Origin of the sequence: Lactobacillus sp. CBA3605 (assembly GCF_002970915.1) — a bacterium.
Taxonomy (GTDB): domain Bacteria; phylum Bacillota; class Bacilli; order Lactobacillales; family Lactobacillaceae; genus Lactiplantibacillus.
The window spans coordinates 1,979,984-1,992,575 of sequence record NZ_CP027190.1 but is presented as its reverse complement, the minus strand read 5'-3'; the positions used below and the strand labels follow the sequence as shown (position 1 = coordinate 1,992,575).

Here is a 12,592-nt window from a genome sequence, read left to right as displayed (position 1 = left end):
CAGGTGGCCCATTTGAATTTTGTTGCCATGGACTTTGAAACCGCTAATGCGAAACGGGATAGTGCCTGCTCATTAGCGTTAACCATTGTTCGTAATAACCAAATTGTTGATGAATTTTATTCTTTGATCAAGCCTGAAAGCGACTTTTTTTGGCGCAATGTCCAAATTCATGGCATCCATGAAACGGACGTTGCCACAGCACCAAAATTTCCCGCAATTTGGGATCATATTCAGCCGTTCTTTCAACGCGACCAATTAGTCGTTGCCCACAATGCGCCTTTTGATACTGGCGTACTGCGCCAGACCTTGGCGCACTATAGTATTGGCGCACCGCAATACCTATCAATGGATACTGTTAAGACAAGTAAACAGTTCTTTCCTGAACTGCCCAACCATAAACTCGATACCATGTGTCGCGCCTTAGATATCGACTTACAACATCATCATAATGCGTTAGATGATAGTTTAGCTTGCGCGAACATCCTATTAAGTGAAGCCAACCAATTTGGGACTGATCGACTGAAACCGTTCGTTCGTGTTCAGGGTTAATCGCCGTCACAATGATGAGTTTGGAAGCCAATCCAAGCTCTTTTTTTACGCCTAAAAGTTACTGACCACATGGAAATCGGCTATTTTTAGAGGTCCAATGTCATATCTACGGCCAAGACCTTTTTCCCCGTCGGATCAACTACTTCATACGGCGTTGGTAACACTTGTTTAAAGCCAAGTCGTTGGTAAAGTTTCACTGCCCGGTGATTTCTAGTTTGAACAGTTAAGGTCAGTTGTTTTAAGGTACTAAAATCACGAAACCAGGTCATCAACTCTTCAACCAAAGCGGTCCCTAAACCAGCGCCCCAATATTGTTTTAAAACCGCGACACCAACTTCACCCTGTTGTTTAATGAGGGCGTCCGTCGCTTGAACTGTGCCAATGCCAATTAATTGATCGCCCAAAGCGGCCACAAAAATCGTATTCGTCGTCGTGCGCGTAATTTGTTCAATCTGCTGACGTTCATCCGCTTCACTTAATTCTCCCAGACCATCATCCACCGTAAACGTATTGGATTCGGTTGCTAATTGCATCAATAACGCCAATAATTGTCCCGCATCGGCCGCTTCTGCCGGACGAACATCAACAACTGTTGCTGTCATGGTTGTCACTCACCCCTCTAATTGCTCAACCAACTTTTGATAATACGTTCCTTGTGGCATTAACGTAATCGTTCGCTGTTCATCCGTCGCTTCTGAACGCTTTAAAGCAATTCGTAAATAAGTTGCCGGCAATATATCTTGAATAAATTCAGACCATTCGACCACACTGACGCCGTCACCATCAAAGTATTCGTCGAGACCAAGATCTTCAGCGCCCCCGTCTTCAAGTCGATAAATATCCATATGATAAAGCGGTAGTCGACCCTGATGATATTCTCGAATCAAGGTAAACGTTGGACTTTTAACATTGCGATCAATGCCTAAACCCTTGGCTAATCCCTTAGTAAAGGTCGTTTTGCCGGCACCCAAATCACCATCTAATAAAATTAAGTCACCCGGTTGTACCATTTGGCCCAGTTTGGCACCAAGTTGCATCGTTTGATCGGGTGACGTGACTGTTACTGATTCCATCACGTTATTAAGTGCCTCCATTCATGTTAATTGCTTACTATCATTATAAAAAAAACGCGAGTAACTTCAAAGCACAAGCTCCGGAGTTTCTCCCGCTTAACTAATAATTAGGCTTCTAAGCCTTGTGCTGCAGTAATAATTGCCACTTTATAAACATCTTCTTCGCTGGCACCACGTGACAAATCAGACACTGGCTTGTTCAAGCCTTGTAAGATTGGCCCCACGGCTTCAAAACCGCCTAACCGTTGCGCAATTTTGTAGCCAATATTCCCAGCTTGTAATTCTGGAAAGACAAAGACATTGGCATGCCCAGCTACTTTAGAGTCTGGTGCTTTTTGTAACCCGACCTTTTCAACTAGGGCAGCATCAAATTGTAACTCGCCATCAACGGCTAAGTCCGGAGCTGCTGCTTGCACTTTAGCGGTTGCTGCTTGCACCTTAGTAACCGCATCACCCTTAGCAGAACCCTTAGTTGAAAAGCTTAGCATCGCCACTTTAGGGTCAATATCGAACACTTTAGCCGTGTGCGCACTTTGTAAGGCAATCTCAGCTAATGTATCGGCATCTGGATCAATATTAATCGCACAGTCCGCAAAAACATACCGTTCGTCACCTTTTTGCATAATAAACGCGCCACTAATTCGATGCGACCCGGGTTTCGTTTTAATAATTTGCAATGCCGGCCGAACGGTATCACCAGTGGGGTGAACTGCGCCAGAAACCATCCCATCAGCTTGGCCCAAATAAACTAACATCGTCCCAAAGTAATTTTCATCTTTAAGCATCTCAGCAGCTTGTTCCGGCGTATTCTTGCCTTTACGCCGTGCGACTAACGCATCTAACATGGCTTTTTTATCTGCAGCGGGATAAGTAGCGGGGTCTAAAACCTGCACACCCGTTAAATCCACCTTTAAATCCGTTGCCACAGCTTGAACCTGTGCTGTATTTCCTAACACAATCGGCGTTACTAACCCATCAGTTGCTAAGCGAGCCGCAGCTCCAACAATTCGGGGTTCCGTTCCTTCAGGGAAAACAATCGTTTGATGCTTACCAGTAATCTTTTGTGCCAATGCTGTAAATAAATCCATGCGATGACCTCCAATAAATTAATTAATTAGTTTTTAAGACTGACTTGAGCGGGAAGTTGCCAATCAATGGGTTGCTCCCCGAAAGATGTCAAAGCCAAATTCGTTTTAGAAAATGGTTTTGATCCAAAAAAGCCACGATAAGCAGATAACGGACTCGGATGAGGCGCTTGTAACACCACATTAGTCGCTGTATCAATCAGCTTGATTTTTGAACGTGCGGCTTTGCCCCAAAGAATGAAGACTACTGGGGTTGGCCGCGCGGATAACCGTTGAATGGCAACATCTGTTAGCCGTTCCCACCCTTTACCAGCATGCGAAAAAGCAACCCCATTTTGGACAGTTAACACGGAATTCAACAGGAGCACGCCCTGCTTGGCCCACGACTCTAAATAACCATGGTTAACCGGTGTGCAGCCGACATCCGTTTGTAATTCTTTATAAATATTAACCAACGATGGCGGCACAGGTACACCGGGTAAAACTGAAAAGCTTAACCCGTGTGCTTGGTTAGGACCATGATAAGGATCCTGGCCTAAAATCACGACTTTAGTTTCCGCAAAGGATGTCCATTCAAAAGCTTGAAAGATATTATACATATCTGGATGGATATTTTTAGTTCGATATTCTGCTTTTAAAAATTTGTGTAATTGCTGATAGTAAGGCTGCTCAAATTCAGGTTCTAAGACGTCCCACCAGTCAGTATGAATAAACGCTTTCATCCTTAACACCTCTTGCATTATTGTAGCATACTCAAAACCGCTAATGATAATAATTCTGAATTCCGATTTAAACATGTTAGAATAGGGTTATTAATAAAATTAAGGATGTGACAACATGATTTCGATTATCGCTTCTGACATGGATGGTACTTTGTTAAATAACGAAATGACGGTTTCTGATTTTAACGCACAAGCAATTCTGAAAGCTCAGCAGCAAGGCGTCCATTTCATTGTTTCAACCGGTCGTCGCTACTCTGAAGCGCAACCCTTACTAGCAGCTCAAGGGATTACCGCGCCACTAATCACCTTAAACGGCGCCGAAGTATTTGATGCTTCCGGTAAAATGCTAGATATGGTGCCCATCACCAAAACGGTTGCCCGCGCCATTTTCCATACGTTAACTGCGCGTGGCTATTACTTTGAAGTGGTTGGCAATGATGGGGTCTATTCTAATAACAAAGCCAAACGTATCGAAGAAATTGCCCACTTATTGACGAACTTAAATCCTGACACATCGTTTAAAATTGCGGTGTCACTCGCTTCGGCTCGCCTAGAATTAATGGATATTAATTATGTCGACGATTATAATGCCTTGTTAGATGATCCCAAAAATCACGTCATGAAAATTATTACTTTTAGTCAGGCTGGGCCAAAAGAGCTACAACCATTATCGGCTGACCTACTAGCCAAACATTCTTCCATTAAAATCACCTCGTCTTCCCGGTCAAATATTGAAATCAATAATATCAATGCCCAAAAAGGGATTGCGGTTGAACGCTATGCCAATATGTTGAATACCCCGATGACCAATGTGATGGCGATTGGTGACAACAATAACGATGTTTCCATGCTAAAATTAGCTGGCACCAGTTATGCGATGGGCAATGCAACTACGGAAGTTAAGCAACTTGCCAATCATGTCACAGACACTAACGTGAACGATGGTGTTGGTAAAGCCATCTTGGCCGTACTAGCGCAGAACTAGTTAAATGGGAAATGAGGGTTTGACATGCGTCAACTATATTTCAGCCGTAACAGTTTTGCTAAAGGCGCGCGGGTCATTCGTGATGCGCATGACCAATCACATTACTTGCTTGTCGGTCGTTGGGGCCGTCGTCAAGACGCCCTCAGCCTCTATGCCATTCAAGGTGAACTTCTCGCCGAAATTAAGCAAACTTCACTCGGTATTTTGCCAAAGTTTGATTTATATTATAATCGTCAAAACGTCGGCTCCATTAGTCGCACATTTGGCTTTTGGCATGAAATGATTTACGTTCGTAAATTACGTTGGATTATTATGGGCAGCTTGAACACCGAAAGTTATCGCATTTATCACGGTACTGAACTGGTCATGACCATGCGACCGGTCGTCACAACTAATGGCGAAGCTTTCGAACTGACCATTACCGATCAAGTCACGGAGCCCCTCTGTATTTGCATTGCCGCTATCTTAGACCATTGGCGTAAACCAACTAATCGTGATCGGCAACGCACGACAACTGAAGGCTATCATGTCACTTTCGGTGAAAGTAACTATACGCTGCATCCCCACCAAGGTGACTTATCCAAACCAATCAAGTAACCGCTAGCTTAAGACGATCTGACTACCACTATGAGTTATTAGCTGACTTAGAACCAGTCAGCTAATAACTCATAGTGGTTTTTCACCTCAATTTAATAACGAAAATTACGATTACCTACTATATAAAAAATACCAAAAACGACCTTATTTTGGTAAAACACCAAAATGAAGTCGTTCAGAACTGACGCTATTAAAAACTACGCCAACGAGATACCCGTAATCTCTTTTAATTGCTTTAAAAGTTGTGACTGTAGCTCAACGTTATCAGCGCGCTGATCATATCTACTAGGTTGTGAATGATATAAATATTGGCCAGTTAGCGACGAATCGGCTGTCGTTGCTAACCAAACCTGGCCTGCATAGCCTTGTTCTAGATTATCACTGGCCCCGCGACCACCCATTTTAGTTGGCACCCAGCCAGGATCTACCGTATTAGTTGCAACAGTCGGCCACAGTCGTGCGATTGCTTTAGCTAACATTAAAACCTGTAGTTTAGATGCTGAGTAGTCCGTTGTTTGGGCTAAATGATTAACATCAAAAGTACTACCACGATGCATGCTAGATGAAACATAGACCAACCGTTTTGGTTGACGAGCTAAGACGGTTAACAAGTACGGTGCGATGACATTAACACGAAAAATAAGCTGTGGATCATCCACGGCGATACCGGCATTATGGATAATCGTGTCAAAGCGCCCTATCCCATTCATTTGTTTTGCTAAAACTTCAACCTCATTCTGATTACCAAGATCACCAATCAGAACCTTCGCACCTGGTAATTTTTTGTGTACATCACTAGCTCTTCGCTGATTACGTGCATGCAACACAACTTCATTTCCCATCGAAATTAACTTCTGAGCGGTTAATAGCCCAAGACCATCCGTTGAACCAGTAATAAAAACTTTTGCCATTTCTCAATCCCTCACATTTTGTATTATTCTAATCATTCGAATGGACATCAAATGCAGACAATAATATGGCTGAAACTCCTGGAGCATCAGGATCATGTTGCCCCTGATTTTTATCAAGGTGTTTAATCTGATTCATCTCATCACCGGTCAATTCAAAATCAAAGATATTCAAGTTAGTCTTAATTCGTTCACGATGAACAGATTTAGGAAAGACAATAACATTGCTTTGATATTCAAATCGTAAAATTATTTGTCCGACATCTTTGTGATAGTTGGTCGCTATTTTCGTGATAACTGGATCGGTCATTAGGCGCTGATCACCTTGACCTAAAGGCGCCCACGCTTCTAATCGAACATCACTTTTTTTCAAGATTTGTCGTAGCGCAGTCTGCTGAAAATATGGATTAAATTCAACTTGATTAACTGCTGGCATCGTTGCGAACTTTGGCACAAATTCTGACCAAATTTTGGGTGTCATATTTGAAACACCAATCGACCTGATTTTACCCGCTTGTTTCGCTTCTTCCATGGCTCGCCAAGCACCAGGAACGTCACCATAGGGTTGATGAATCAAATATAAATCTAAGTAGTCTAACCCTAATTTTTCAAGTGACCGATCGATGGCTTTCGTTGCCGCTTCAAAACCATAGTCTTGTAACCAAAGCTTACTAGTTACCCAAATCTGGTCACGGGGAATCTGACTATCTCGAATAGCTTGCCCCACTTCGGCTTCATTAAAATAGGCCACAGCTGTATCAATATGTCGATAACCAAGGACTAACGCTTGTCTAACTGCTTTGTACGTTGAACCATCATTCGGAATCTAAAAAGTGCCAAAGCCCATTGCCGGAATTTCATTACCATCATTTAATTTAATCGTTGGAGTTTTTATCATTTATATCAAACCTTTCCTGAACTGGATGGCCTTAGTATAAAGACAAACTCGTGAATTGAAAATTACTAATTAAACATGCTAGTATACAGATAATGTATCCTAGGAACTGAAGTCATGTTAGATAACGATCTGCTACAAGTATTCCTCACATTTGCTAAAACGGGGCCCTTATCAAAACAGCTGAGCAGTTTAGCCACAAAATTTCACGGCTTAGTTTCCCTTAAAAATCATCCTCATTATATTTTCCACAAAAAGGCAACTGGTACTGAGCCAAGCTCAACACCAGTTGCCTTTTTGACTCCCGAAACATGGGACCATTAAACATTAATCACTTTATTCAAGAAATCCTGTAACCGTGGACTTTGCGGATGATCAAAAATATCCGCTGGGCGCCCGCTTTCTTGAATTAACCCATCGGCCATGAAGACGACGCGATCTGCGACTTCTTTAGCAAATCCCATCTCATGCGTGACAACAATCATCGTCATCCCATTGGCCGCTAATTTTTTCATGACGTCTAACACATCGCCCACCATTTCAGGATCCAACGCTGAAGTCGGTTCGTCAAACAGCATGATTTTTGGTTGCATCGCTAAGGCACGAGCAATAGCAACTCGTTGTTGTTGCCCCCCGGATAATGATTGTGGCATTGCATCCGCCTTATCTGCTAAACCAACCGTATCCAGCAACTTACGTGCGGCCGTTTCAGCCGCCGTCTTAGTCGCTTTCTTGAGTTGAATCGGCGCTAACGTAATATTTTGTAGCACGGTTAAATGTGGAAATAAATTAAAATGTTGAAACACCATGCCAATATTAGCCCGCACGAGGTTAATATTCGTTGCCCGATCAGATAAGTCATAATCACTAATGATAACCTTACCTTGGCTAGGGACTTCTAAGTCATTTAAGCACCGTAAAAAAGTGCTTTTCCCCGAACCAGAAGGCCCAATCATACAAACAACTTCATTATTCTGAACCTCTAAATTCAGGCCTTTTAAGACTTCGTTATCCCCATAACTTTTGTGTAAATCTTGCACACTGACTTTAGCCATTGTTAGCTTAACCTCCTTTGAACCCAATTCGATAACCATGTCAATAAGGTAATAATAATTAAGTAGATAATCGCAATCATTAACCAGATTTTGAACCCTTCAAAGTTACGAGCAATAATCAACGTCCCAGTTTGGGTTAATTCAACAATCCCAATAACCGATAAAATCGACGTATCCTTTAGCGTAATAATAAATTGGTTGATAAATGATGGAATCATAATACGAATTCCTTGCGGCATGATGACCTTGCGCATCGCAGTCCAATAAGGTAACCCCAGTGAACGGGCCGCCTCCATCTGACCGTCATCAACAGCTTGGAAACCTCCTTTAACAAAGGCCCCGGTATACGCGCCTTCGTTCAGCATCAACGTCACCATCCCAGCGATAAAGGCTGGGATTTTAAACCCATGCCCAATCAGATCTGGAAAACCAATATAGATAAAGAAGGCCAACACCATTAATGGCATCCCGCGAAAAATATAAATAATCGTACTAGAAATTGCAGGTCCCAGCTTGCCAGGCATCACGCCTAAGACGCCTAGAATCATGCCTAAGATAGTGGCTAAAATAATTGAAATAACGGTTAACTCTAATGTCATCAACAACCCACTGCTGATGGTACTAAAGTTCTGCGTGAATAGGCCAACAAACGTCCGACTGCTGGCAGTTTCACCGGTTAATTTAGCTTCACTCGAATGCAAATACTTATTAACAATTTTTTGATACGTGCCATCCGCTTTAATTGATTTTAAACCGGCGTTAAATTGCTTCAATAATTCAGCATTTTTACCTTTTTTCACTGCAAAACCATAATCACCAGCAGCGTATTGTTTCGATACAATTTTTAACGCAATCCCATTTTTAATGCCATACGACATCACTGGATAATCCTCAAAACAAGCTGCTGAATTACCAACTTTGACATCGTTATACATGTTATTAGAATCATTGAAATATTTAATTTTAAATCCATACTTGCTTTGAATAGACTTAGCATAAGCAGCGCCCGCCGTGCCAGTTTTCAAAGCAACCATTTTCCCCTTCAAATCTTTAAAATCCGTAATCTTGCTCCCTTTTGCCACCGCCATGACAACTCCTGATGTGTAGTACGGCGTTGAAAAATCAAAGGTTTGTTTCCGTTCGGGGGTAATGTTCATCCCGGCGATGACGCCATCAACTTGGTTAGCACTCAACTGTTGCACAGCAGCACCAAAACTGATTGCTTTTAAGTTGTACTTGAAATGTTCTTTCTTAGCAATTGCCTTTAAAATATCAATATCAATACCCTTATACTTACCGCCTTTTGCTTGAAATTCGAACGGTGCAAAAGTCGTGTCTGTCGCAATCGTGTAAGTCTTAGCTTGGGCAGTTGGCGCTAAGGTTAACCAACTCCCAACTGCCGCTAACAGTATGACTACTGCAACCTGCCATTTTTTCATGATGAGACCCCTCCTAGTTCACTTTACCTGAACGGTATGTCATAAAATATAACATAGATTATGGCATCTCACCAACTCAACTTGTAATGATAATCTAATTTATTTTTAATGATTGCGGTATCATTTAGCTTTGGCTTCATTTTCTTAATCAGAGCCAAATTTTCAACGAAGAAAACGAGGAAAAAGCTGATTTATTGTGTTTATTAATTTTTTTGGTCATCTGGCGGCCAATTGACCACAACTAGCCGCTAAAAAGAGCAATTTGAGCCCCAAAGTCGGCTTATTCCACTCAGCATACAAACTTAGCTAACTTTTGGATCAACAAAAAAATAGGACAGCATTTAAGCCATCCTAGTTAAGCATAAAAATTCTAATAGTGTTTCATCACGCGATCAATCTGACGCTGTTGTTCACGTTTTTTAATATCTTGCCGCTTGTCATATTCGCGTTTCCCATGGGCCACGCCAATCAAAACCTTTGCAAAACCATGCTTAAGATACATTTTTAAAGGAATGATCGTCACCCCTTTAGTTGCGGTGGCTTCACTTAACTTTTTGATCTCTTTTTTATGCAAAAGTAATTTACGACTACGCAATGGATCCACGTTAAACCGATTCGCTTCTTTGAATGGACTAATATGCACATTCACCATAATGGCTTCACCATTACGGATTTGGACATACCCATCTTTTAAGTTTGCCCGGCGATCCCGCACAGACTTAATTTCGGTCCCTGTTAAAGCAATCCCAGCTTCATAAGTGTCCTCAACTGCGTAATCATGACGGGCCTTACGATTTTGAGCAAGGGCAGTATCTTGATGCTTACCTCGTTGCTTGGCCATCAACTGCACCCCCTACTAAATTACCGTCGGTTATCAGTCGTCCGCCGACGATTAGTGTTACTTTGACTGCTACTGTGATTATTATGACTGGCAGTCGTGCTATTACTGCGGTGATTATTATTAGCACTATGGTTACTGCCATTACTTGACCGATTGCCATTGCGATTATTATTACTGTTGTTATTACTACCGTTACGACGATAGTTACTATTGCCACCACGACGGTTATTGCCGCGATAGTTATCATGATGTTCCCGTTTAGGCAATAAATCTGTCTTTGGCGCTTCTTCTGGATTTAATAGTTTGAAGTCAACCTCACGCTGGTCCTTATCGACCCGCATCAATTGAACCTTGACTGGTTGCCCAATTCGGAACGTCCGCTTAGTCTTCCGACCGACTAACGCTAATTGCTTTTCAACGTATTCGTAATAGTCATCATCCATCACACTAATGTGAACAAGACCTTCAACCGTATTTTCCAATTCAACGAAAAGACCAAACTTCATGACAGAATCAATCACGGCATCAAACTTTTCACCGACATGGTCCGCCATAAATTCAGCTTTCTTCATGGAATCAACATCACGTTCTGTATCAACGCCACGTCGTTCATTCTCAGACGTCGTCGTCGCAATATTTGGTAAGTTGTCTCGATACTTAGCACGGGCGTCTTCTCCAGTACCATTTTCATCGTAATGCCGAATCAAACGGTGCACCATCATATCCGGATAACGGCGAATTGGCGAGGTGAAGTGGGTATAATAAGGCGCTGCTAACCCGAAATGTCCTAATGATTGGTCAGCATAACGCGCTTGCTTCATACTCCGCAACATCATAACTGAAACCATGGCTTCTTCTGGCTTGCCAGCAACTTTCTTTAACACATCTTGTAACATCTTAGGCTTAACATCCTTAGAACTACCTGTCACATTAACCCCGAAATTAGTGACAAATTCAAAGAAGCTGAGCATCCGGTCACTGTCAGGTGTTTCATGTACCCGATAAATGAATGGGACTTTTAATAAGCTATAGTGCTTTGCGACCGTTTCATTAGCGGCTAACATGAAACTTTCAATCATCCGTTCAGCCAACCCCCGAACACGGAGTTGGATGTCAATTGGGTGACCGGTTTCGTCAACGATAATTTTGGCTTCATTATCATCAAAATCAATTGCACCACGGTGCCGACGATTTTTGTATAAAATCCGATGTAAGTCGCCCATCGTATCAAACATATCCACTAAATCGGCATACTTTTCCCGAGTTTTAGGATCATGAGCTTCCAAAATCTGGTTAACCCCATCATAAGTCATTCGTGCATGTGATTTAATCACACTTTGCGAGATCTTATGATTAACGATGTTCCCTTGTTGATCAATTTCCATTTCACAACTCATGGCTAAGCGTTCAACATCTGGATTCAGTGAACAGATACCATTAGATAAGCGCCGTGGCAACATTGGAATAACACGATCGGTTAAATAAACCGAAGTACCGCGCTTAAAAGCTTCTCGGTCTAATTCAGAGTTTTCAGTCACATAATGACTCACATCCGCAATGTGAACTCCTAAGTGGAAGTTACCATTTGGTAATTTCCAGGCCACTACCGCATCATCCAAGTCTTTGGATTCGGCGCCATCAATAGTTACCAATGGCTGATCCGTTAAATCATTCCGGCCAGCTTTATCAGCTTCCGTGACATAATCCGGAATCCGGTTAGCTTCATCCGTCACTTCTTCTGGAAAGACTGAAGGGACATCATGTTGATAGACCACTTGTAAGACGTCCATTCCAGGATCATCAACGCTCCCGATAACTTGTTTCGCCAAGCCAACTATTCGAGTCGGATGTTGGGCATCTGGATAAGCTGCAACTTCAGCGATAATGACTTCGCCCTCTGTTGGGTGTAGCCCTTGTTCTGTAATTAAGAGTTCATATTTAGAAAGTTTCTTTTCTTTAATGTCAACTGTCCCAATAAATCCTGCATTTTCAGTACTAGGTACAAAAGCACCCACGATTTGAGAATAGTTTCGTTGCGTAATGCTGACAATTTTACCTTCAGGGCCCCGATCAGAACCAGGTTTAGCTGGTCGAATGATTTCAACTTGGACGTCATCACCAGTGAAAGCAAACATTGTATTGTCCGGATTGATATAAATATCAGGTAATTCGGGATCATAGCGCACGAACCCAAAGCCCTTATCATTCCCATGAAAAGACCCATCGACTAATTTAGTTGCTTGGACAATTCTGAATTGATCGTGATCGTCCGTAGTGACCATTTTTGTACGTTCCATATTAGCAAGTTCTTTAACTAAGAAAGTGAACGCTGTTGATCCTGTAAAATGCAATTCGTCGCTTAACCGTTCAACACTATAGCTGCGGTCTGGGTGAGCTTGCAAAAAAGTCAGGATTTGTTCTTGTAAGTTAGATTCTGACATTA

13 protein-coding genes and 1 pseudogene are annotated in these 12,592 nt (G+C 42.2%); 4 read left to right on the top strand and 10 right to left on the bottom strand.

Going from position 1 to position 12,592, the window contains the following annotated elements:
- The first annotated feature begins 12 nt into the window (after positions 1–12).
- Entirely contained in the window at positions 13–549 is a 537-nt protein-coding gene (locus C5Z25_RS09580) for a 3'-5' exonuclease (protein WP_105452406.1), read from the top strand.
- Between the two features lie 86 nt (positions 550–635).
- On the opposite strand, the gene C5Z25_RS09575 is transcribed toward C5Z25_RS09580, so the two are convergent.
- From C5Z25_RS09575 to C5Z25_RS09560, 4 genes are all read right to left on the bottom strand, one after another.
- Positions 636–1,151, bottom strand: coding sequence for a GNAT family N-acetyltransferase (locus C5Z25_RS09575; RefSeq protein ID WP_105452405.1), 516 nt, complete (start codon positions 1,149–1,151; stop codon positions 636–638).
- 9 nt (positions 1,152–1,160) lie between these two features.
- On the bottom strand, positions 1,161–1,622 hold the full coding sequence (gene tsaE, locus C5Z25_RS09570; RefSeq protein WP_105452404.1) for a tRNA (adenosine(37)-N6)-threonylcarbamoyltransferase complex ATPase subunit type 1 TsaE: 462 nt from the start codon (positions 1,620–1,622) through the stop codon (positions 1,161–1,163).
- Positions 1,623–1,729: 107 nt separating this feature from the next.
- Positions 1,730–2,710: a phosphate acetyltransferase gene (gene pta, locus C5Z25_RS09565; RefSeq protein WP_105452403.1), complete on the bottom strand. Its 981-nt coding sequence runs from the start codon at positions 2,708–2,710 to the stop codon at positions 1,730–1,732.
- A gap of 26 nt (positions 2,711–2,736) precedes the next feature.
- A complete protein-coding gene (locus C5Z25_RS09560) occupies positions 2,737–3,429 on the bottom strand; it encodes a uracil-DNA glycosylase (RefSeq protein ID WP_105452402.1) in 693 nt (230 codons plus the stop codon).
- Between the two features lie 115 nt (positions 3,430–3,544).
- Here C5Z25_RS09560 and C5Z25_RS09555 point away from each other — a divergent pair, with 115 nt between their 5' ends.
- A complete protein-coding gene (locus C5Z25_RS09555; RefSeq protein ID WP_105452401.1) occupies positions 3,545–4,414 on the top strand; it encodes a Cof-type HAD-IIB family hydrolase in 870 nt (289 codons plus the stop codon).
- A 24-nt stretch (positions 4,415–4,438) separates the two neighbouring features.
- Positions 4,439–5,011: an LURP-one-related/scramblase family protein gene (locus C5Z25_RS09550; protein ID WP_105452400.1), complete on the top strand. Its 573-nt coding sequence runs from the start codon at positions 4,439–4,441 to the stop codon at positions 5,009–5,011.
- Positions 5,012–5,208: 197 nt separating this feature from the next.
- Here the strand turns inward: C5Z25_RS09550 and C5Z25_RS09545 are convergent, their stop codons facing one another.
- Together C5Z25_RS09545 and C5Z25_RS09540 are read right to left on the bottom strand one after the other, a co-directional pair.
- The gene (locus C5Z25_RS09545; RefSeq protein ID WP_105452399.1) at positions 5,209–5,922 is read right to left on the bottom strand and encodes an SDR family NAD(P)-dependent oxidoreductase; all 714 of its coding nucleotides are present in this window, start codon (positions 5,920–5,922) and stop codon (positions 5,209–5,211) included.
- A gap of 28 nt (positions 5,923–5,950) precedes the next feature.
- Positions 5,951–6,817: pseudogene (locus C5Z25_RS09540) on the bottom strand (aldo/keto reductase).
- A 114-nt stretch (positions 6,818–6,931) separates the two neighbouring features.
- Between C5Z25_RS09540 and C5Z25_RS09535 the strand changes: the two are divergent.
- Entirely contained in the window at positions 6,932–7,138 is a 207-nt protein-coding gene (locus tag C5Z25_RS09535; protein WP_105452398.1) for a hypothetical protein, read from the top strand.
- On the opposite strand, the gene C5Z25_RS09530 is transcribed toward C5Z25_RS09535, so the two are convergent.
- The 4 genes from C5Z25_RS09530 to rnr all read right to left on the bottom strand — a co-directional run bounded on the left by C5Z25_RS09530 (position 7,135) and on the right by rnr (position 12,590).
- Entirely contained in the window at positions 7,135–7,869 is a 735-nt protein-coding gene (locus C5Z25_RS09530) for an amino acid ABC transporter ATP-binding protein (RefSeq protein WP_105452397.1), read from the bottom strand. The two genes, C5Z25_RS09535 and C5Z25_RS09530, sit on opposite strands and share 4 nt — an antisense overlap.
- A gap of 2 nt (positions 7,870–7,871) precedes the next feature.
- Positions 7,872–9,308 (bottom strand): amino acid ABC transporter substrate-binding protein/permease, encoded by a 1,437-nt coding sequence (locus tag C5Z25_RS09525; protein WP_105452396.1) that lies wholly within the window; start codon positions 9,306–9,308, stop codon positions 7,872–7,874.
- Positions 9,309–9,678: 370 nt separating this feature from the next.
- Positions 9,679–10,149 carry an SsrA-binding protein SmpB gene (smpB, locus tag C5Z25_RS09520; RefSeq protein WP_105452395.1) on the bottom strand — a complete coding sequence of 157 codons (471 nt, stop codon included), beginning with the start codon at positions 10,147–10,149 and terminating at the stop codon, positions 9,679–9,681.
- Positions 10,150–10,169: 20 nt separating this feature from the next.
- Complete coding sequence (gene rnr, locus C5Z25_RS09515; RefSeq protein WP_105452394.1) at positions 10,170–12,590, bottom strand: ribonuclease R; 2,421 nt, start codon at positions 12,588–12,590, stop codon at positions 10,170–10,172.
- Between the last annotated feature and the right edge of the window lie 2 nt (positions 12,591–12,592).

Coding starts and splice junctions, on each gene's coding strand:
- C5Z25_RS09575 (WP_105452405.1), bottom strand. CDS start 1,151: ATGACAGCAACAGTTGTTGATGTTCGTCCGGCAGAAGCGGCCGATGCG.
- tsaE (WP_105452404.1), bottom strand. CDS start 1,622: ATGGAATCAGTAACAGTCACGTCACCCGATCAAACGATGCAACTTGGT.
- pta (WP_105452403.1), bottom strand. CDS start 2,710: ATGGATTTATTTACAGCATTGGCACAAAAGATTACTGGTAAGCATCAA.
- C5Z25_RS09560 (WP_105452402.1), bottom strand. CDS start 3,429: ATGAAAGCGTTTATTCATACTGACTGGTGGGACGTCTTAGAACCTGAA.
- C5Z25_RS09555 (WP_105452401.1), top strand. CDS start 3,545: ATGATTTCGATTATCGCTTCTGACATGGATGGTACTTTGTTAAATAAC.
- C5Z25_RS09550 (WP_105452400.1), top strand. CDS start 4,439: ATGCGTCAACTATATTTCAGCCGTAACAGTTTTGCTAAAGGCGCGCGG.
- C5Z25_RS09545 (WP_105452399.1), bottom strand. CDS start 5,922: ATGGCAAAAGTTTTTATTACTGGTTCAACGGATGGTCTTGGGCTATTA.
- C5Z25_RS09535 (WP_105452398.1), top strand. CDS start 6,932: ATGTTAGATAACGATCTGCTACAAGTATTCCTCACATTTGCTAAAACG.
- C5Z25_RS09530 (WP_105452397.1), bottom strand. CDS start 7,869: ATGGCTAAAGTCAGTGTGCAAGATTTACACAAAAGTTATGGGGATAAC.
- C5Z25_RS09525 (WP_105452396.1), bottom strand. CDS start 9,308: ATGAAAAAATGGCAGGTTGCAGTAGTCATACTGTTAGCGGCAGTTGGG.
- smpB (WP_105452395.1), bottom strand. CDS start 10,149: ATGGCCAAGCAACGAGGTAAGCATCAAGATACTGCCCTTGCTCAAAAT.
- rnr (WP_105452394.1), bottom strand. CDS start 12,590: ATGTCAGAATCTAACTTACAAGAACAAATCCTGACTTTTTTGCAAGCT.